The organism is Seonamhaeicola sp. NFXS20 (assembly GCF_049132085.1).
Lineage (GTDB): Bacteria > Bacteroidota > Bacteroidia > Flavobacteriales > Flavobacteriaceae > Seonamhaeicola.
Genome location: NZ_JAFMPU010000001.1, coordinates 612,978 through 634,570, shown reverse-complemented (window position 1 = coordinate 634,570; position 21,593 = coordinate 612,978). Strand labels below are relative to the sequence as shown.

Genomic DNA, 21,593 nt, shown 5'->3' with positions numbered 1-21,593 from the left:
AATTATGCTTTTAGTTTTCTTTTATTCATATAAATATTTAACCCAAAGAATACCACAATTAAAATTGCTGGTAAAATAGACATTGTTCTTAAAGCTTGAGCTGCACTTGCATTATCCATTAAATTTCCCATAATAGGTAATACTAACGACACCGAAAACATACCTGCACCACCCATAATTGAGAGCCCCAATGCGCCAGTTTCTGGTAAATATTCGGCAACAAAACTTATCATGGTTGGCCAAAAAAATGCAACTCCAATTGCAAAAACAGCAGCCGCAACAAAGGTCATTCCTCCACTTGTAATTGTAAGCAACCATAAACCTATAAATGTAAAAATGGCTGAGTATAATAACATTCCGGATGGTTTTAATTTATGCACTACTTGTCCTGCAAACATTCTACCTAACGCCATAATACCATTAATAAATGCTAGTACTAACAAAGGTGCTGCTACAGATTCTTTTAGTAGAGATTCTATACGTTGCGTAGTACCTAGTTCTGATGCTGCTGTTAAAAACATACAAGCTACCATAAATAAAAACAAGGGCTTTACTACACTTGAAAACATTTTTTTATTGCTAATACCTAACTGAACACGCTCAGTAACAGGTATGCTTTGTCCGAAAAACAAAACACCATAGAGCACGGTAGGAATAAATAAGGTTGCCACCATAATTTGCCAACTAAGATTTAAAACATCCATTACTAGCCAGCCTAAAATAGCACCAATAACAATTCCTCCAGGAAACCAAACATGAAATCTATTAAGCATTTTTGTTTTTTCTTTGGGATACATAGAGGCTACCATAGGATTTAAAGCTGCTTCTACAAAGCCGTTTCCTATGCCAATAAAAAGGGTAGCAATAAATAACGAGGTCATAGAATCTGCTAAAAGCGTTAGTACAATTCCAACAAGATGGGTTAGAAATGCCATCCACGTTATTTTTTTAATTCCTAATAAATCAACCAATGGCCCACCTATAATCATAGCTATAGTAAATCCAAAAAAAGCGGGTGCAAAGGCATAACCAATCTGTTCTAAGGTTAGCCCTACTCCATCGGGTCCAAAAACAGTTTCTAATCTGGCTCGAATAGCAAACGTCATGGCTGTGGTTATTAAAGCAAGACAACTTGCTAAAAACAACCTGTTTTTGTTAATAATTTTCATCTCTATTTGGTTTAGTTAGTAATAAAAACCCAAATACCTAAGTAACATAGTGTGGTGGTACTATAAAATTATACTCTAGTATTTAGATATACTCGTGAAATTATGTAATTAGAAACAAAAAACTGTGTGTTTTTATTCAATGAAATAATTTATACAAACAAAACACTTACGTGAGTTCTACTCTACTTACAGTATGTTTTAAACGATATTCATTAGGAGAACACTTTTCGTATTTTTTAAACACAGTAGCAAAATACTGACTGGTTGCAAAGCCACACATATATGAGATTTCCGCAATACTTAATTCTGGTCTTTCTATTAAAAGTTCTTTAGATAAACTTAAACGCTTTATGGCTAAATAACGCATAGGTGTTAGGTTTGTTAATTGTTTACACAGATATGTAAACCTTGTTATTCCAACACCTGCTGATTGCGCCATAAGCTCTATAGTCCAGTTTTCAGATAAATTTTTATCTAATTCTTGTAAAAAATACTTAACACTCCTAGAGCTATCGGTTAGCGATTCGTCTAGCACAATATCATCCGTATTTAATAAATCTAAAAGGAGAATTAACAAATGATTTATTAACAACCTTAGTCTTGAAGCACTACTACCATTAACATCGTTATTAATGGCTTTGTTAATACGTAAAAAGCAATCTCTTATACCAGAATTGGCTTTTACAATAGATTTCTTGTTTTGTCTTAAAATAGTAGTTAACCTTGTTAAATCTGATGGCGTTAGCGTAATCCAATCTGGCCAAACCCATTCTTGATGTGGGCGACGAACACCTAAATCTATAATTACCCAATAAAATTTACCCATGCCTATATTGGGGTTTCCAACTTTATGCGCCTCCCAAGGTCTAGTAATAGTTAAATAGTTAGGTTCTAAAATAACCTCTTTATTTTCTTGAGCATAAGGCATTGTTCCAGATTCTAGAAAATGAAATTCAACACCTTCATTTCTATGCCAATCTAAACCCCAATCTTGTGGTTTATTAGCATCCCAATAACCAACACTGTTTAAACCTATAGTGTTATCGTCTAGTTTATCACCAGGATAACTTAATCGTGATAACGCCTTTAACGTTACTTTCTTTCTTTTAGCAGCATCAATTAAAGGCAAACAAGTGTCGGCATGATAAACAATACCATCTGCTTCATAGGTTTGTATAGATTGCGCTTTGATGTTCACTGAAATATTTTAAACATTTGTTGCAAAATAGGTATTTCTTTAAAATCCAACAAAACATTAACATTTCAACACAATTTATTAAAAGAAACAAAAACAAATGTGTATAAATATTTTCAGTGTAAAAATCTAAACAAAAAACGAAGATTATATTTTATAAATTTGAAACTTCATAACTAAACTATTCACCCTTATAATCATGACTAAATCATCATTATGTGTTATTGCTTTAATGATTAACACTTTTTTTGCATTTGCACAGGCTACTTTAAGCGGAACCATAAAAGACGATACTAACAGAATTCTTGAAGGAGCTACTATATTTTTAAATTCAAATCTTCATGCTACTTCAAACGAAAATGGTAGTTTTATTATTAAAAATATCCCCACAGGAAATTACACAATAACCATTTCTCATTTGGGTTATAAAACTATTAAAGAACCTATAGTAATTGTACAAAACAACAATACTAAAAATTATACATTAGTTACCGATTTACTAGACTTACATACCGTGATTGTTACAGGGAACTTTACCCCAAAAACTCAAATTGAAACCAGCACATCTGTAAGCACTCTAAACACCAAACAATTAAAACAAATTACCCCACAGGGCACTGCTTATATACTACAAAACATACCAGGAACTTTCACTGATGCTTCAGCAGGTGAAGTATTTACCAGAGTTTACACTAGAGGTATTTCGGCTGCAGCCGAAGACGATTTAGGCTGGTATTATGTTTCTCTTCAAGAAGATGGTTTGCCTGTTAGTTTAGTGCAACACTCGTATTATGGATCTGATTTGTTTCACAGAACAGATATTACAACACAAAAAGTAGAAGCTTTGCGAGGTGGCAGCGCATCTATTACCGCTATGAATGCTCCTGGAGGTATTTACAACTTTATATCGAAAAAACACACTGAAACCTTATCGGGTGAAATACAAGCACAAACTGGAATTCAAGGAGACGGAAACCCTATTTATAGAACCGATGCCTTTATAACTAGCGGCTTTGGTGATAATTGGTTTTTTACCGCTGGTGGTCATTACCGACATAACGAAGGCGCCAGAAATACCGATTTTACGTTTAGCAAAGGCGGACAATTTAAATTTAGTCTTTTAAAAGAAAATTCTCTAGGCTATTTTAAACTTTACGGAAAATATTTAAACGATAAAACCAACCGATATAATGGCGTTGCGGCTATAAATTGGAACGACCCAACACCTGCTTTTGGTTTCGATTTTAATAATACTGCTTTAATGATGCCCGAGTTTAACGCCAATATTCCAGACGGCCGTAATTTAACCAGCACCAATAGTTTCGACCCATCTCAAGGTGCCCATGCTAAAGATTTAGCCGTTGACTTCGATTTTCTGCAAGATTTAGGCAATAATTGGTCGGTTAAAAACAATATTAAGTTCTCTTTTAAAGATGCTAATTGGCAAACATCCATTAGTAATGCTTTTGTATCAATTAGCGATCCTACGGTGTATTATTTGGTAAGTAATGGCAATCCTTTTCCTGTTGGACAAATTGTTTTTAAAGACGCCAACACTGGAAACGAATTAGCAACCATTAATAACAGCGGCATTTTTGCTGGAACAGGTTCGCAATATATTAACGGCTCCTTACCAAACGATGCTGTTATGGGAACCTCAACATGGTATAAAGACAACGATGCTAACGAAATTATGCAACAGCTTAATTTTAGAAAAGAATTTAGCTATCACGATTTAAACTTTGGCTTGGCTTCTGGTTTTTCAGACACGTCGGTATTTACTCAAGGTAGTTTTGCGTTTTCAACTTACGAAAACAACCCAAGAATGCTACAAGTTACTTTAGAGAATCCTGGAGATCCGGTTATTGCCTTATCCGATGAATATGGCGTTAGCAATTATGGCGGTTTATTTTTCACAAATAGTAGAGCCGATATTAGTCAAATCGCTGTTTTTGCTAACGACCAATGGAAAATTTCTAACAAGCTACTTTTAGATTTAGGATTACGCTTTGAAAGCATAAAACACAAAGGAAGCAACGACATGTTTGAACCATATACAGCAACCGGTGGTTTAGACGGCGACGAAACTACAGCTTACGATAATAATATTTTACAACCAACAGGCGAGCGTAACGCCTTCAATTTCACTTATAATTATTTATCGTATTCTGGCGGATTTAATTATAAATTAAATGAAGATGCTGCCTTGTTTGGACGTTTTTCAAAAGGACATAAAGCACCGGAGTTAAATTATTATTTCAATAACTTTTCTAATGTACCAGTAAATGCTGAAGGTGAAATTCAAGATATCACCCAAATAGAACTTGGACTGAAAACAAGCTTGAAAGATTTCTCGTTTACAACTACTTTATTTTGGAGTGAATTGAAAAATATTGGAAGCACAAATTTTGAATTTGATAGCGATAACGGAAGCATTTTTTACACACCAATACAAAACAATACATCAAGAACTATTGGATTAGAATGGGAAAGTGTTTATTCGCCAATTGACGTTTTAGCATTTCGTTTTAATGGTGTTTTACAAAACCCGAAAGCTAGCAAATGGACTGTTTATGATGCCGCAGGAACTGTAGACATAGGCGATGATAATACAACTGATTACTCTGGAAATCAACTTGCTTTTAACCCTAAATTAATGTTTAATTTATCGGCCGAATTTAACAAAAACAAATTCTCGTCTTTTATAAAATGGCAATACATGGGTAAACGCGAAGGTAATGTTGCCAATGCATTTCAGTTAGATCCTTACAGTACGTTTAACGCTGGTATTGGTTATAAAATAAACAAGAATTTATCGGCCAATTTACTAGCAAGCAACATTTTTAATTCGGAAGGATTGGCTAACTTTTTTGGCGCAAACACCTTTGGAGCTAATGCCAACGGCGTTACTAAAGAATATATTGAAGCAAACCCAGACACCAGTTTTGTAGTAGTACCTATTTTACCTCGTGCTACAATGCTTCAACTAAATTATGTTTTTTAAATAAGTCTAACTTAATAAAACAAAAACACCTGAAACAAATAACGTTTACAGGTGTTTTTTCCCACTAACTAATTTTATTAAATTACTTTTTTTGTTCCTTTTTTTCTAGAGCTAGAAGTTCTTCCATTGTCCAATAATCTTCTCTTCCTTCAGCTTTTTTTCTGGCATTGGATACAACTTTTCTGTGCACACCACCTTCATCATTCATTGCCCTTATGTATGTTAAAACATCTGCTATCCATTGGTCGCTATTCGCTTTTAATGGCATCATAATACCATATTCTTCACCTTCTATAGGACCAATTAACCCGTGCAACAATATTCTACTAAGTGTTGTTTTATTACCAGTAACACGAGGGCTTCCTATTAACGAAGGAGCAATAAGTTTCCCGTCTTCGGTTGGCATACCTTTTAAATCGGGCCCATGACAAGTAATACATAATTGGTTATAAGAATCGTATCCAGCTAGAATACTTTTTTTCTCACCTAGCGATCTATTAGAAATTCGTTTTTTAAGTTGGGTTAATCTAGAATCGTCTTTCTTTAAACTTTCAGTAACTGAATGGGTTATAATTTCGTTTGCTTCGTTATTTTCACCAATAGTTTTTAATATTTCGGTAGCTTTATCAGATTTACTATATCTCAAACTTAACGCTAGTTGATTTACAACTTGAACTGATGGGTCTGCTATTAGTTTTTCTAAATCGGAAAGAATATCATTATCACCTTCTTTAAAGAATGTTTCGCTTAAACGGATAGCAGTAATTCTAACACGTTCGTCTTCATCTTGAAGTTTTTCTTTTATAAGTTCTTTATCAACAACACCTAAGCCTTCTAAAGTCCACAAAGCATGAACACGTTGTATACCTAAATCTTTATCGGTTCCAAACAAACCACCAAAGAACGACTCATTGTTTTTTGCAATTGCTTTTAGTTTAGGAATAACCGTTTTATCTTCTTTTAAGATAATAAGTTTTTGAGCTGTATTACGATACCAACCATTTGGATGCCCTAAATAGTCTATTAATTCTGCAGCTGTTTTTGTTAAAAGGTTAGGTTTTTCATCTGGTTTAATATCTTCATGAACAATTCTATAAATTCTACCTTTTCCAATATTTTTATCTAACCCTTTTCTTTTAATTACTGGACGAATAGCACTTCCTTCTCTAGTCCAGTTACTTTCTTGAATAATACCTCGGTACATGTCTACAATATATAGAGCACCATCAGGACCTGTTTTAGCTTGAACTGGTCTAAAATTTAAATCTGTCGAAGCCATAAATTCCGTTTTATCGTAAGCATTATGTAGTACACGTTTACCGTTTTGATCAACTTTGACTACTGCTCTACGGATAAGTCTCCCTACAGGTTCTGGAATAAATAAATTGCCATATAAATATGGTGGAAGTTTATGTCCGCGATAAATTTCTTGACCCGCCACTCCTGTAAAACGATTTAGCGTATTATCGTCACGTAAACGCTTGGGTCCACCTTGAACATCTGGCGTACCAACAATTGGCCAAGGCTCCATAAATCCTTTAGCTAGACGTCCTTTTGGATTATAATCTCCATAAACTGCTGGTTGTTGAAATCCGTACGCTGGATTTTCACTACCTGCAGAAGAATAATACATGACTCCTAAATCATCTTGGGTTAAGCCCCATTGACCACTAGGCATTGCTTCTAAAGAATCTACCACAACTTCACCATTACCTTTAAATTTAAATCTTATAGGGTTATAAGTGGTATATACCCAGTTATCTAAATTCCAAATTAAGCCACTTTGTTGGTGTTCTAAATTACCCCCACGTCGGTTAGGGTTATAATAAACTCGTTTTTTCTCATCGGCAACTCCATCGCCATCGGTATCTTTATAGCTCCATAAATCGTATGAAAAGGTTTCATTTACAATGAGTTCATCTTGAAGAGGTAAAATCATTCTAGGCAACATTAGGCTATCTACAAAAACGGTACTTTTATCCATTTTACCATCACCATCTAAATCTTCTAACCTTTTTATTTTACTAATTGACCGCATAGTTCCTGTACCGTCAACATCTTGCATATAGGTGTTCATTTCTGCTACATACATCCGTCCGTCTCCATCCCAAGCAATAGCCACAGGCTCATCTACCATAGGTTCGCTAGCCACAAGTTCTACTTTATAACCTTCAGGCAGATAAAAAGTTTTCATACTTTCTTCAGGAGACATAAATGTTGAAGGTGCCTCAGGTACTATTTCTGGTTTTTCGTAAATTATATCTGAATATTCTTTTTTGTTGGTGCAACAAAAAAGTAACAGGCCAAAAGCAATTGGCAATACAATTTTAAATATTCTATTTTTCATTTAGTTGTTTGTTGGTGGTTATAAAAAGGGATTTAAATTCTTTAATAATAATTATTCTACAATAAACTTACCCTTCATAATTGCATAGTGACCTGGGAAACTACAAATAAAATCGTAAGTACCAGCTTCGGGCGCATCAAACTCTATTGAAGTAGTTTGTCCGCCACCAATAGTTTCTGTAAACGCAATAATATCTTCAGAGTTTTTAGGAATGTAATTATTATCTCTTGCTAAAGCAGCTTTACTTGCAAAAGCTGTAACATTAACACCTTTTTTAAGAATTACTACATTGTGCCCCATGGCAGTAATAGGCATTTTTCCTTTGTGTCTTAGAGTTAGTTTTACTTTTTGACCAGATTTCACTCTAATCTCAGATTTATCAAACTTCATAGCATCATCTCCAACTAACACAACATTTGCAATATTAGAATCTTCCTTTATTTCCTCTTTAACTGCAGATTTATTTTCATAAGAAAAGCTTTCTTTCTCTTTTTTCTTATCTCCACCACAACTTATTGACAATAAGCAGAAAAAAAAAGACGCGAGTGCAAACTTTAGTACATTCATTTTTTAGTGTTTTAAGTTTTTATATACTTTTTAAAATTAACGTAATTCCAAATATATAAATATATAAATGGAAAGAAGTGCATTATTTTTCACTGAAAAAAAACACACTAAACAAACCAACCACCTAAAATAGAATATTTAATACCGTTGTTATAAAATATAATCTGTACTAATAAAGTTAGAGGTTTTTTGTTCTAAAAGATCTGTTAGAATAGCATTATTGTACTCATTATCTTTTGAAGCCACAAAGGTTCTTATTGAAAATGAACGTAAGGCATCATGAACACTTAAGGTACCAAAAGCTGAATCCTTTCTTCCTGTAAACGGATATACATCTGGACCTCTTTGGCAAGAACTATTTAAATTCACCCTACAAACTAAATTAACTAAAGTATCAATTAACGGAGAAAGGGTTTGAATGTTTTTACCAAACAAACTTACTTGTTGTCCGTAATTAGATTCTGCCATATCATCAAGAGGTTCTTCTATATCAGAAAAAGACACTACTGGTATTACTGGTCCAAATTGTTCTTCTTGAAAAACTCTCATGCTTTTATTAACAGGATATAAAACAGCTGGAAAAATGAAATTTTCGGAAATTTCACCACCTTTTTTATTCAATATTTTTGCTCCTTTACCTATAGCATCATCAATCAATTCTTTAATGTATGATGGTTTATCTACCTCTGGGAGCGGAGTTAATTTTACGCCTTCTTCCCAAGGGTTTCCAAATTTAAGTTGGTCTACTTTGTAGGCAAACCGCCTATTAAATTCTTCAACTATAGACTCATGTACATACAATACTTTTAAAGCGGTACAACGCTGCCCATTGAAAGATAAAGTTCCGGCTATACATTCATCTACTGCTAAATCTAAATCGGCATCTGGCAATACTATTGCGGGGTTTTTAGCTTCTAAACCTAAAACCATTCTCAATCTGTTCCCTTTTGGGTGTTGTGCTTGTAATGCATTAGCAGATTTACTATTTCCTATTAATGCTAGCACATCAATTTTACCAGATTTCATTATTGGTGTAGCCAAGGTACGTCCGCGCCCATAAACAATATTAACTACACCTTCTGGAAAACTAGCCTGAAAAGCTTCTAACAAAGGTGATATTAATAAAACACCTAATTTTGCTGGTTTAAATATAACAGGATTACCCATTATTAAGGCCGGAATTAACAAGGTAAATGTTTCATTTAAAGGGTAATTATAAGGCCCTAAACATAGTACTACTCCTAAAGGTCCGCGGCGAATATGAGCATATACCCCAGAATGTTTTTCAAACTTAGCAGAATCTCTGTCTATTTGCTTATAAGCTTCTATAGTATCATAAATATAATCTACAGTTCTATCAAATTCTTTTTCAGAATCTGGTAAGTTTTTCCCTATTTCCCACATTAAAAGTTTTACAACCTCTTCTCTTTTGGTTTGCATATGCTCTACAAAAGACTCCATGCACGCAATTCTATCGGCCACTTTCATTGTTGGCCATAGCCCTTTTCCGTTACTATAAGCCGATGTAGCCGAATTAAGCGCTTCTAAAGCTTCTTTTTCTCCTAACTGCGGAACGGTTCCTAATAGTGTTTGCTTGTATTCTGAAGTTGAAGATATTGTTGAATAAACCTTGGCGGTATCACCATCCCAATTTTTTAGCTCGCCATTTACCAAATATGTGTTTTGGTGTAAAAGCGATGTAATTTTAAAAGCGTCTGGAATTTCTTTAAATTGAGTTGCCATAATTAACTACTTTAGATTCTTTTATTGGCCTCAAAGAAAACTAAAATAGCTTAAAAATATAGTTAAAATCTTCTCAAAACACTATCTACCACACGAAAACGATTGCGAAAAAAATGACATTATATCAAAAAAATTAATATAATTTAAACCAAAAATTGAAATAAATCTGGTTTATCATTTAGGTAATCTCCATAAAAATTATGAGTTTTCATTCTTCTTATTAAAGGGTCTAAATCATTAGAAGATTTTAATTGAATACCCACTACAGCTCTACCGTTTTCTCTATTTGTTTTTTTTGCATATTCAAAATAGGTAATATCATCATCTTCACCCAAGATATCTACCACAAATTCTTTTAACGCTCCTGCGCGTTGGGGAAATTTTACAATAAAATAATGCTTTAAATTGGCATATAATAAAGCTCTTTCTTGAATTTCTGGGGTTCTGGTAATATCATTATTACTTCCGCTTATTAAACAAACAACATTTTTACCTTTAATTTTTTTGGTATAAAAATCTAAGGCCGAAATACTTAAAGCACCTGCTGGCTCTACAACAATAGCATCTTTATTGTAAAGTTCTAAAATGGTTTCGCAAACTTTACCTTCTGGGACAACAATCACTTCATCTAAATTCTGCTTACAAATAGGAAACGTTAAATCACCAACCCTTTTAACTGCTGCTCCATCAACAAATTTTTCAATTTCTTTCAATTCGGTATTCTTATTATTTTCTATAGAAACCTTCATAGATGGCGCTCCTTCTGGTTCTACTCCAATAATCTTTGTTTTTGGTGATAAGGTTTTAAATACTGATGATAATCCTGCTGCTAATCCACCACCACCAACGGGAATAAAAACGTAATCAATAGGCTTATCTGCCTGCTCTAAGATTTCTAAACCAATAGTTGCTTGTCCTTCAATAACTTTTTCATCATCAAATGGATGAATAAACACCTTTTCTTTTTGCTTACATTCAATTACTGCTGCATGATATGCATCATCAAAAGTATCACCCTCTAATTTTATGTTAATAAACTTGCCTCCAAACATTTTTACCTGCTCTATTTTTTGATTTGGCGTAGGCGTTGGCATATAAATAGTACCTTTTATTTCTAACAATTTACAAGAAAGCGCTACTCCTTGTGCATGATTACCTGCACTAGCACAAACCACTCCATTCTTAGATTCAGTTTCTGATAATGAACTTATTTTGTTGTAAGCTCCTCTTATTTTATAGGAACGAACCTGTTGTAGGTCTTCTCTCTTAAAATATATATTGGCGTTGTACTTGTTTGAAAATCTTGTTCCATAACTTAAGGGAGTTAGTGCCGATACTTTTTTAATAGCTTGAGCTGCAAGTACCACATCTTTTATATCTGGAAAATATGCTATGTTTTCCTTTTGCATAATTATTATTTTATAACATTAATTGTATTAAAACCTACTTTATTTGCAAGTTACTTAATTGTATTATTACCGTAATTTAAAAAACAAAAAACCTCATAAGAAAACTTATGAGGTTTAATATATAATATGCAATTACTCTTAAACTATTGGTTTCATTGCTGTCATTGAAGCTCTTAAAAAGGTTCCTACTTTTTCAACAGGATGCGATCTTAAAGCTGCGTTAATTTCAATTAATCTTGCGTTATCAACACCTTCTCCATTATCTTTTGCATAAGGTTTACCAATAACGTCTGTATCAATGGTTTTCATAAAGTCTGCTAATAACGGTTTACAAGCATGATCAAATAAATAACATCCGTATTCTGCAGTATCAGAAATTACGCGGTTCATTTCAAACAATTTCTTTCTTGCAATGGTATTTGCAATAAGTGGTGTTTCATGTAAAGACTCGTAGTAAGCAGAGGCATCAATTATTCCAGATTCTGTCATAGCTTCAAAAGCCAACTCTACACCTGCTCTAACAAAAGCTACCATTAACACACCATTGTCATAGTATTCTTGCTCTGTTATTTCTACATCAGCAGCTGGTGTTTTTTCAAAGGCAGTTTCTGCAGTTTCGGCTCTCCATGTTAATAATTTTTCATCTCCGTTGGCCCAATCTGCCATCATTCCGCTAGAAAAACGTCCTTCCATTATATCATCCATATGTTTTTGGAATAGTGGACGCATAATATCTTTTAATTCTTCAGATAATTCAAACGCTTTAATTTTTGCTGGATTAGAAAGTCTATCCATCATATTGGTAATACCACCGTATTTAAGACCTTCTGTAATGGTTTCCCATCCGTACTGAATTAATTTAGAAGCATAACCAGGCTCAATTCCTTTTTCTACCATTTTATCGAAACAAAGGATAGATCCTGTTTGTAATAACCCACATAAAATGGTTTGCTCTCCCATTAAATCTGATTTTACTTCTGCAATAAAAGACGATTCTAAAACACCTGCTCTATCACCTCCTGTTGCAACAGCATAGGCTTTGGCTTGCGCCCAACCTTTTCCTTCTGGGTCATTTTCTGGGTGAACAGCAATTAGTGTTGGCACACCAAATCCTCTTTTATACTCTTCGCGCACCTCTGAACCTGGACACTTTGGCGCTACCATAATTACAGTTAGGTCTTTACGAATTTGCATACCTTCTTCAACAATATTAAATCCGTGAGAATACGATAAGGTTGCTCCTTTTTTCATTAATGGCATTACCGCATTAACTACATTAGTGTGCTGTTTATCTGGTGTTAAGTTTAAAACTACATCTGCAGTTGGAATTAGCTCTTCGTAAGTACCTACAGTAAATCCGTTTTCTGTAGCATTTACAAAAGAAGCTCGTTTTTCTTTTATAGCAGCTTCACGTAGTGCATAAGAAATATCTAAACCAGAATCTCTCATGTTTAAACCTTGGTTAAGTCCTTGCGCTCCACAACCTACTATAACTATCTTTTTTCCTTTTAAGGCATTTACACCATCTCCAAACTCTGAAGAATCCATAAACCTACACTTTGATAATTGCTCTAATTTGTCTCTTAGCGATAAAGTGTTAAAATAATTTCCCATTTTAATATTCTTGTTTTAATATTCAGTTTTCACCCACCTATTATGGATGCTTATTTAATTATTTATTTTTAACTCCGTCTAATAATTCTGTTATTTTCATTTCATCTTTAGTAACAGCAATTCTACCAGAACGTACAAATTGCATAATACCAAACACGCTTAAATCTCTACGTAATGCTTCAATTTCATGGCGTCTGCCAGATTTTTCTAGAACAAAAAACTGCTTATTTACAGTTACAATTCTAGTATTACTTTCTTTGATAATGTTTTGAATTTGAGGTTCTTCAAACAGTAATTCAGACTTAATTTTGAACATGCACGACTCTGTAAAAATTGTTTCATGATCATCATGATAATAAGCCTTTATAACCTCTACTTGCTTCTCTATTTGCCCTACTATTTTTTTAGCTTGGGTTTCTGATATTTTAACAACAATAACAAAACGGTTTACATTTTCAATCTCTGATTGTGATGTTGTTAAACTTTCTATATTAATATGTCTGCGCTGAAAAATAGCCGATATACGATTTAAAAGACCAATATTATTTTCGGTATAAATTGATATCGTAAGTGTTTTTATTTCTTCGTTCATTTTATAAATGATTTAGCAAGATGAAAAATTAAAAGACCAACAAACTATTTAACTTACAGTTCTTTTAAAATCAATCTTCATCTCATTCTTTTTTCTGTTTTTTAATTCTGATGTTTAGCTTAATCTAACATCTGACACTGAAGCTCCTGTTGGAATCATTGGAAACACATTATCTTCTTTCTCAACACAAACCTCTAAGAAATACGAGTTTTTTGAAGCAATCATATCTTTAACTGCACTAGCTAATTCCTCTCGTTTTACCACTTTTTTTGCTTCAATATGGTAACCTTTTGCTATAGCTATAAAATCTGGATTAGTCATTTCTGTTGAAGCATAACGCTTATCAAAAAACAGCTGTTGCCATTGGCGTACCATTCCTAAAAATTCATTATTCAAAACTACAATTTTTACGGGTACTTTTTGTTGAAAAATGGTGCCTAATTCTTGAATATTCATTTGGTAACCACCATCACCAATAATTGCAACTACTTCTCGCTCTGGTGCTGCCATTTTAGCTCCTATAGCTGCTGGTAAAGCAAACCCCATAGTACCTAAGCCACCGGATGTAATATTACTTTTAGTTTTATTGAATTCGGCATAACGACAAGCTATCATTTGATGTTGCCCTACATCTGAAACTATAGCAGCATCTCCTTTAGTTTGGGTATTAATTTCTTTAAGCACCTCACCCATGGTTAAGCCTTCTTTTTCTGGTAATAAATCTGATTTTATTACTTTTTCGTATTCAATTTTATATAAATCTTTAAACTTTTGGTGCCACTCTTGGTGAGAATTTGCTTCTAACTCTTTTAGTAATAGTGCTAAACTTTCTTTAGAGTTACCTAAAACTGCAACATCGGTTTTTACATTTTTATCAATTTCTGCTGGGTCTATATCAAAGTGAATTACTTTAGCTTGTTTAGCATATCTTTTTAAATCGCCAGTAACCCTATCATCAAAACGCATACCTATGGCAATAAGCACATCGCACTCGTTTGTTAATTTATTAGGAGCGTAATTACCATGCATACCAACCATCCCCACATTTAACGGATGTGATGTTGGTAGTGCAGAGGCCCCTAAAATAGTCCACGCTGCAGGGATACCTGCTTTTTCAACAACTGCTTTAAGTTCTTCTTCGGCTTCACCTAAAATAATACCTTGCCCCCAAACAATTAATGGCTTTTTAGCACTATTAATAAGTTCTGCTGCAGCTTTAACAGATTCAATGTTAGTTTTTGGTACAGGTTTATAGCTTCTTACTTCTGTACATTTTTTATATTTAAAATCAAACTCTTGAATTTGAGCATCTTTGGTGATATCAATTAAAACAGGTCCTGGTCTCCCACTTTTAGCAATATAAAAAGCCTTTGCTAAAACTTCTGGAATATCTTCTGCTTTTGTTACTTGGTGGTTCCATTTTGTAACTGGTGTTGAAATACCAACAATATCGGTTTCTTGAAATGCATCACTTCCTAATAAATGTGAAAACACCTGCCCAGTTATACATACCAATGGTGTTGAATCTATTTGAGCATCGGCAATTCCTGTAATTAAGTTAGTTGCTCCTGGTCCAGATGTTGCCATGGCAACTCCAACTTTACCAGAAATACGCGCATAACCTTGAGCCGCATGTGCTGCCCCTTGCTCATGGCGGGTTAATACATGATGTATTTTATCTTGATATTTAAATAACTCATCGTAAACTGGCATGATAGCACCACCTGGATAGCCATAAAGGATATCAACTCCTTCCTCTATTAAACATCTGATGATGGCTTCACAACCTGTAATACGTTCTGTTTTTACTGCCTTATTTTCTTCTTTCTTAATTGTTTGTGTGTTACTCATAATCTCAACTTTAATTGATGAGATTCCGAAATAAATTCGGAATGACAAAATGTTTTAAAATGCGTCTGTTACACAGCCTTTAGATGCTGATGCAACTGATTTTGCATATTTATATAATATTCCTTTTTTATGTTTTAATGGCGGTTCAACCCATTTTGCTTTTCTTTCTGCTAATTCTTCATCAGACAGTAATACATTTATAGAGTTATCTTCTGCACTAATTTTAATTCTATCTCCTGTTTCAATTAAAGCTATGGTTCCACCTGATTGAGCTTCTGGGGTTATATGCCCAACAACAAAGCCGTGGGTTCCTCCTGAGAAACGTCCGTCTGTAATTAATGCTACAGATTTTCCTAACCCTGCACCCATAATCATAGATGTTGGTTTTAACATTTCTGGCATGCCTGGTCCTCCTTTTGGCCCCACGTACCTAATGACGACTACGTCTCCTTTTTCTACTTCACCATTACCTATACCTGTATTAGCTTCTTGCTCACTGTTATAAACCACAGCTTTTCCTTCAAAAACTAACCCTTCGTTACCAGATATTTTAGCTACAGCGCCTTCTTCTGCTAAGTTTCCGTAAAGTATTTGTAAGTTACCTGAAGATTTTAATGCTTTATCTTTTGGATAAATAACGTCTTGTTCATCTTCAAATTTAAGTGGTTCTACATCGGCTAAATTTTCGGCTAATGTTTTTCCTGTAACCGTCATACAATCTCCATGTAAATAACCATTATCTAATAAATATTTCATTACTGCAGGTGTACCACCAATACCATGAACATCCTCCATTAAGTATTTTCCTGATGGTTTTAAATCTGCTATTAAAGGTGTTCTATCGCTTACACGTTGAAAATCTTCCAGAGTAAAATCAATATCCGCAGCATGTGCAATGGCTAAAAAGTGTAATACGGCATTTGTAGACCCCCCTAATGCATTTACTAATGCAATAGCATTTTCTATAGATTTTTTAGAAATAATATCCAGAGGTTTTAAATCTAATTCTAATAAATTTTTAATAGCTCTTGCTGTTCTTTCGCTTTCTGATAATTTGTTTGGATTTTCTGCTGGAATAGAAGAGTTATAAGGCAATGCAAGCCCCATACACTCTATAGCAGATGCCATAGTATTTGCAGTATACATACCGCCACAAGCCCCCGCTCCAGGAATGGCTCTTTTAATAATTTCTCTGTATTCTTCTTCATCTATTTCTCCTGCAACTTTTTGACCTAGAGCTTCAAATGCAGAAACAATATTTAGTTTTCTTCCTTTATAATTTCCAGAAGCAATAGTTCCGCCATACATCATAATTGATGGACGATTTAATCGTAACATAGCTATGATGGCTCCTGGCATATTTTTATCACATCCTACTACTGAAATTAGCGCATCATAACTTTGAGCGTTCATAACAGTTTCTATAGAATCTGCAATTATATCTCTAGAAGCTAGTGAGTAATTCATACCCGAAGTTCCCATTGAAATACCATCACTAACACCAATAGTATTAAACACTAAACCAACCATATCTGCAATTTTACACTCAATTTTAACCTCTGCAGCCAAATTATTTAAGTGCATATTACACGGGTTTCCATCATATCCCGTACTTGCAATACCTACTTGTGCTTTTTTCATGTCTTCATCAGACAATCCTACTGCATACAACATAGCTTGTGATGCTGGTTGAGACTCATCCTGTGTTAGCCTACTACTGTGTTTATTTAATTTATTCATGTTTTTTATAAAAAATTTTAAATCTTATCGTGCTTAAAGAATGATATTTCTATGATTTTAAGAATTTTAACAAAAAATACTCATTATAAGGTCAACGAAAATAAACCTTTACCTTTTTTTACTTTTTATTTAATATAAATCATGGTTAAATTCACTGTTATAAAAAAATACATAACATTCTAACATACAATTAATTAACTCGATATTTTTATGATGCCCAAATCTTAAAAAAAATCATAAAAAAAGCCTTCCGTTATCAGGAAGGCTTTTTTATATTTTAATAATTAAATAGCACTTCCTATCACTGTGAAATAATCACAACGACAATAAAAGAAATGATATTTAAAATTTGTTTTTTCATAGTTTTATATGTCAAATATTTGTATTTAATATCAATTAACCAAAATTTAGGTTAAAAACCTAAAAATTAATTTGCCTTTCCTTTAATTTTTTTACATTTGCCCCCATAACAACAGAGGAAAGATTTGACTGATTGCAACCTCTTTATGCTGATTTAAAATTGGTATAACTAAAAATGCTAAAGGCAGTGTTAACTTCCTTGACGTTTTCCGTCAAATCTTATCTCATAAATTAATTAATAATGCCATATTTATTTACTTCGGAAAGTGTTTCTGAAGGACACCCTGATAAAGTTGCTGACCAAATTAGTGACGCTTTAATTGATAATTTTTTAGCATTTGATGTTAACTCTAAAGTAGCCTGTGAAACCTTAGTAACAACCGGACAAGTTGTACTTGCTGGCGAGGTAAAATCTAGCACCTATTTAGATGTTCAAAAAATTGCCAGAGATACTATTAATAAAATAGGATACACTAAAGGAGAATATATGTTTGATGGCAATTCATGCGGTGTATTTTCTGCAATCCATGAACAGTCTGACGACATTAACCGCGGAGTTGATAGAGCCACCAAAGAAGAACAAGGTGCAGGAGACCAAGGTATGATGTTTGGTTACGCTACCAACGAAACCGAAAACTATATGCCTTTAGCTTTAGATTTATCGCATCGTATATTAAAAGAGTTAAGTAATTTAAGGAGAGAAAACAAAGAAATCACCTATTTAAGACCAGACTCTAAAAGTCAAGTTACCATAGAGTATAGCGATGATAATGTACCTCAACGCATTGATGCTATTGTAGTATCTACACAACATGATGATTTTGCTGATGATGAAACCATGCTTGCTAAAATTAGACAAGACATTAAAGAAATACTAATACCACGTGTGGTAGCAAAACTCCCAGAAGCAATACAAGCCTTGTTTAATGATGATATTAAATACCATATAAACCCAACAGGTAAGTTTGTTATTGGTGGCCCTCATGGTGACACTGGTTTAACAGGTCGCAAAATTATTGTAGATACCTACGGTGGCAAAGGTGCTCATGGTGGTGGTGCCTTTTCAGGTAAAGACCCAAGTAAAGTAGACCGAAGTGCTGCATACGCTACCCGCCATATTGCTAAAAATTTAGTAGCCGCAGGTATTGCTGATGAAGTTTTAGTACAAGTTAGTTACGCTATTGGTGTGGTAGAACCAATGGGAATTTTTATTGACACCTATGGCACTTCTAAAGTTACCCTAAGTGATGGCGAAATTGCAAAAAAAGTAAAACAAATTTTTGATATGCGTCCGTTTGCCATAGAAGAACGTCTAAAATTACGCAGCCCAATGTACAGCGAAACAGCAGCTTACGGGCACATGGGGCGTACTAATAAAACCGTTACTAAAACCTTTACACAGCCTAACGGAGAAAGTAAAACCTTAGATGTAGAACTTTTTACTTGGGAAAAACTAGATTATATTGATAAAGTAAAAACCGCTTTTGGTTTGTAAAAAACAGACTAGTTATATATTAAAAAAGACTGCTAATTGCAGTCTTTTTTTTTGTTTTACAAGCATTGAATTTATACGAAAATTCAACTAACTTTGTTTAATAATTGAATATAACCGAATTTAAAACTACATAAAAATGAATGAATAAAAGCCACTTGCCCATTCAAAATTTCTAACACCTGTGCTAAACCAAAAATTAACGCACATTAATCTGTTACTCACACTTACACAAAACCAGCTAACAAACTCATGAAACACATCTTTTTACTCATAATTCTAATTTCTTTTTCAGGAGTTAACCTTGTGGCTCAATCAACCAAAGATAGTCTTAAACCAAAAATAAAATTGATTAAAGAAGTTATTTATAGAGTTGAGAATGGAGCATTGAAAAATAGAGAAGACCTTTTTAATTCTGAACTTGATTCATACACCCTTTATGATAAAAATGAAGAGCCCATTGAATATGGCCTATACGACACCGATGGTTCTATCTACACAAAAACGATGTATGAAAGGAATGAAAAAGGAAATGCCCTAAAAGGCATAAAGAAAAACGCATCGGGCGAAATAATGAGCTATTGGATTTATGAGTACGATTCCAACGAAAATCTGATTGAGGTTAAAACGTACGATGCTGAAAACAATCTGACCGAAATTCAATCTAATAAATATGATGAAAATGGAAATATTATTGAAATACAACTAAAAAACCCTGAAAGCAGAATGGGTTGGAAATATGTGTATAAATACAATTCTAATAATAAAAAAACAGAGGAATTAAGATATAAACCAGACGGTAATTTAAAAGACAAGAGAAAGTACTGGTATGATTATAATGGAAATGAAAGTGTACAGATTAGATCAAATCCAAAAGGCAATTATGTAAAGCTCGTATCTGAATATGATAAGATGAATAACCTAACTATTCAAAATGCTTTTGATAAACAAGGCAAACAAAGACGCCAAACATCATTTGAAATTGTGTACGATAAACATGGAAATTGGATAACAAAAAAAAGAAGTTCAAGCGGAGAGTTAAATATGGTTTGCGAAAGACAAATAGAATATTACAAGTAAACGTTTTATAACAAGTGAAACCGTTGCACAACACCCTATAATTTTTATAAAAGTCCCAGAAATAAGAAAACTATTTAAATAGATTTATTTATTTTTACTGTCTTATAAATCTTCTTTAACCTATTAAATGAATACTTCTATAAATTTTGTTTTTAAAACGGTAATCTGCCTTTTTTTCATTGCCGCTTTTAGTAGTTGTAAAAATAGAAAAACAACACAACCAACAACTACATTTACCCAAATAGAGACTGAAATAAAGCCTAATTCTAACCTCCCTTCTATATCAGGAGAATGGAAATTAGATTCTGTTGTATGGACCGACAACAACATCAGAGGCAAACAACAAATTCCTTTTAGCACTACCATTTGGTCTTTCTCTGCAGACGGTAAATATGTGGTTAAAATTTTACAAAACCAATATAATGTTTCCCAAGTAGAAAACGGTACAAAACAAAAAAACGCACTAACGGCAGATACTCCTGCCCAAAAATTTAAAGGTAAATTTAAAGAAAATAACGGTAAGTTAATAACTACTATACTTGGCGGAAATACAGAATATCAAATAGTACAGCAATCAGATACTATATTACATTTAAAGTCCCAAAGATTTCAAGTACCTCCTATTTCTAAAGATGAAAAAGGTAAAATTGCAGAACATTACTTTTCATTATATAAACGGCAAACCTCTAACAACCAATAATACTACTATAGCCATAGATAAATTATGTTATAGTAAATCCACTCAATTTAAAATAAAAAAATTATAAAATGTGACTTTTGTCACATTTCAATATTAAAGTCAATCGTATATTTGCGATAAGAAATATGAAAAGAAGTTTAGAAAATATAGAATATAGAGAAAACACTGAAGCTTTGGCTAAATTTGCAAAAGCCTTAGCACACCCAACGCGTATTGCCATTTTAAAGCATCTTGAAAATCAGTCTTGTTGCTTTACAGGCGATTTGGTTGATGTGTTTCCTTTGGCACAATCTACAGTTTCTCAACATCTTAAAGAATTAAAAAATGCTGGTTTAATTCAAGGTGAATTAAAACCTCCAAAAATAAAGTATTGCATTAATCAGGAAAACTGGAATAAAGCTAAACAGTTATTTCAGCAATTTTTTGATTAATATTTTTTATAAACCTATCGTTTATTTGCGATAAACAAATTAAAATTATTATGAGTAAAGTAATTAAAATTTTAGGTACAGGATGCCCCAAATGTAAAACCATGACAGGTGTTGTAGAAGATGTTGTTTCTGAAAATAACATAGATGCTACCATTGAAAAAGTTGAAGACATTATGGAAATTATGAAATTCAACGTTATGACTACACCTGCTTTAGTTATTGATGATGTTATAAAAATAAAAGGCAGGGTACCCTCAAAAGATGAAGTTTTAGCGCTGTTAAATTAGCTAAAAAAGATA

General features: G+C 33.3%; 16 protein-coding genes. 6 read left to right on the top strand and 10 right to left on the bottom strand.

Annotated features, from left to right (window positions below; genetic code table 11):
- Positions 1-2: 2 nt before the first annotated feature.
- Positions 3-1,169 carry an MFS transporter gene (locus tag J1D01_RS02775; RefSeq protein ID WP_421149739.1) on the bottom strand — a complete coding sequence of 389 codons (1,167 nt, stop codon included), beginning with the start codon at positions 1,167-1,169 and terminating at the stop codon, positions 3-5.
- Positions 1,170-1,335: 166 nt separating this feature from the next.
- Positions 1,336-2,367, bottom strand: a complete 1,032-nt coding sequence (locus tag J1D01_RS02770) for a helix-turn-helix domain-containing protein (RefSeq protein ID WP_421149738.1) — start codon at positions 2,365-2,367, stop codon at positions 1,336-1,338.
- Between the two features lie 196 nt (positions 2,368-2,563).
- On the opposite strand from J1D01_RS02770, the gene J1D01_RS02765 reads away from it, so the two are divergent.
- The gene (locus J1D01_RS02765) at positions 2,564-5,368 is read left to right on the top strand and encodes a TonB-dependent receptor (RefSeq protein WP_421149737.1); all 2,805 of its coding nucleotides are present in this window, start codon (positions 2,564-2,566) and stop codon (positions 5,366-5,368) included.
- Positions 5,369-5,450: 82 nt separating this feature from the next.
- Here J1D01_RS02765 and J1D01_RS02760 read toward each other — a convergent pair whose 3' ends face one another.
- The 8 genes from J1D01_RS02760 to ilvD all read right to left on the bottom strand — a co-directional run bounded on the left by J1D01_RS02760 (position 5,451) and on the right by ilvD (position 17,231).
- Positions 5,451-7,715, bottom strand: coding sequence for a DUF7133 domain-containing protein (locus tag J1D01_RS02760; protein WP_421149736.1), 2,265 nt, complete (start codon positions 7,713-7,715; stop codon positions 5,451-5,453).
- Positions 7,716-7,766: 51 nt separating this feature from the next.
- The gene (azu, locus tag J1D01_RS02755; RefSeq protein ID WP_372935225.1) at positions 7,767-8,282 is read right to left on the bottom strand and encodes an azurin; all 516 of its coding nucleotides are present in this window, start codon (positions 8,280-8,282) and stop codon (positions 7,767-7,769) included.
- 150 nt (positions 8,283-8,432) lie between these two features.
- Complete coding sequence (locus J1D01_RS02750; RefSeq protein ID WP_372935227.1) at positions 8,433-10,025, bottom strand: NADP-dependent glyceraldehyde-3-phosphate dehydrogenase; 1,593 nt, start codon at positions 10,023-10,025, stop codon at positions 8,433-8,435.
- A 143-nt stretch (positions 10,026-10,168) separates the two neighbouring features.
- On the bottom strand, positions 10,169-11,434 hold the full coding sequence (gene ilvA / locus J1D01_RS02745) for a threonine ammonia-lyase IlvA (RefSeq protein WP_372935229.1): 1,266 nt from the start codon (positions 11,432-11,434) through the stop codon (positions 10,169-10,171).
- Positions 11,435-11,572: 138 nt separating this feature from the next.
- Complete coding sequence (ilvC, locus tag J1D01_RS02740; protein WP_372935231.1) at positions 11,573-13,048, bottom strand: ketol-acid reductoisomerase; 1,476 nt, start codon at positions 13,046-13,048, stop codon at positions 11,573-11,575.
- A 58-nt stretch (positions 13,049-13,106) separates the two neighbouring features.
- Positions 13,107-13,640, bottom strand: coding sequence for an acetolactate synthase small subunit (gene ilvN, locus J1D01_RS02735; RefSeq protein ID WP_372935233.1), 534 nt, complete (start codon positions 13,638-13,640; stop codon positions 13,107-13,109).
- Between the two features lie 114 nt (positions 13,641-13,754).
- On the bottom strand, positions 13,755-15,491 hold the full coding sequence (ilvB, locus tag J1D01_RS02730; protein WP_421149735.1) for a biosynthetic-type acetolactate synthase large subunit: 1,737 nt from the start codon (positions 15,489-15,491) through the stop codon (positions 13,755-13,757).
- Between the two features lie 54 nt (positions 15,492-15,545).
- Entirely contained in the window at positions 15,546-17,231 is a 1,686-nt protein-coding gene (gene ilvD / locus J1D01_RS02725) for a dihydroxy-acid dehydratase (RefSeq protein ID WP_372935237.1), read from the bottom strand.
- Positions 17,232-17,832: 601 nt separating this feature from the next.
- Here ilvD and metK point away from each other — a divergent pair.
- The 5 genes from metK to J1D01_RS02700 all read left to right on the top strand — a co-directional run bounded on the left by metK (position 17,833) and on the right by J1D01_RS02700 (position 21,581).
- Positions 17,833-19,086 carry a methionine adenosyltransferase gene (gene metK / locus J1D01_RS02720; RefSeq protein WP_372935239.1) on the top strand — a complete coding sequence of 418 codons (1,254 nt, stop codon included), beginning with the start codon at positions 17,833-17,835 and terminating at the stop codon, positions 19,084-19,086.
- 249 nt (positions 19,087-19,335) lie between these two features.
- Positions 19,336-20,163, top strand: coding sequence for a hypothetical protein (locus J1D01_RS02715; RefSeq protein WP_421149734.1), 828 nt, complete (start codon positions 19,336-19,338; stop codon positions 20,161-20,163).
- Between the two features lie 127 nt (positions 20,164-20,290).
- Complete coding sequence (locus J1D01_RS02710; protein ID WP_421149733.1) at positions 20,291-20,863, top strand: hypothetical protein; 573 nt, start codon at positions 20,291-20,293, stop codon at positions 20,861-20,863.
- A gap of 125 nt (positions 20,864-20,988) precedes the next feature.
- On the top strand, positions 20,989-21,294 hold the full coding sequence (locus tag J1D01_RS02705; RefSeq protein WP_372935245.1) for an ArsR/SmtB family transcription factor: 306 nt from the start codon (positions 20,989-20,991) through the stop codon (positions 21,292-21,294).
- A 50-nt stretch (positions 21,295-21,344) separates the two neighbouring features.
- A complete protein-coding gene (locus J1D01_RS02700) occupies positions 21,345-21,581 on the top strand; it encodes a thioredoxin family protein (protein ID WP_372935247.1) in 237 nt (78 codons plus the stop codon).
- Positions 21,582-21,593 lie beyond the last annotated feature (12 nt).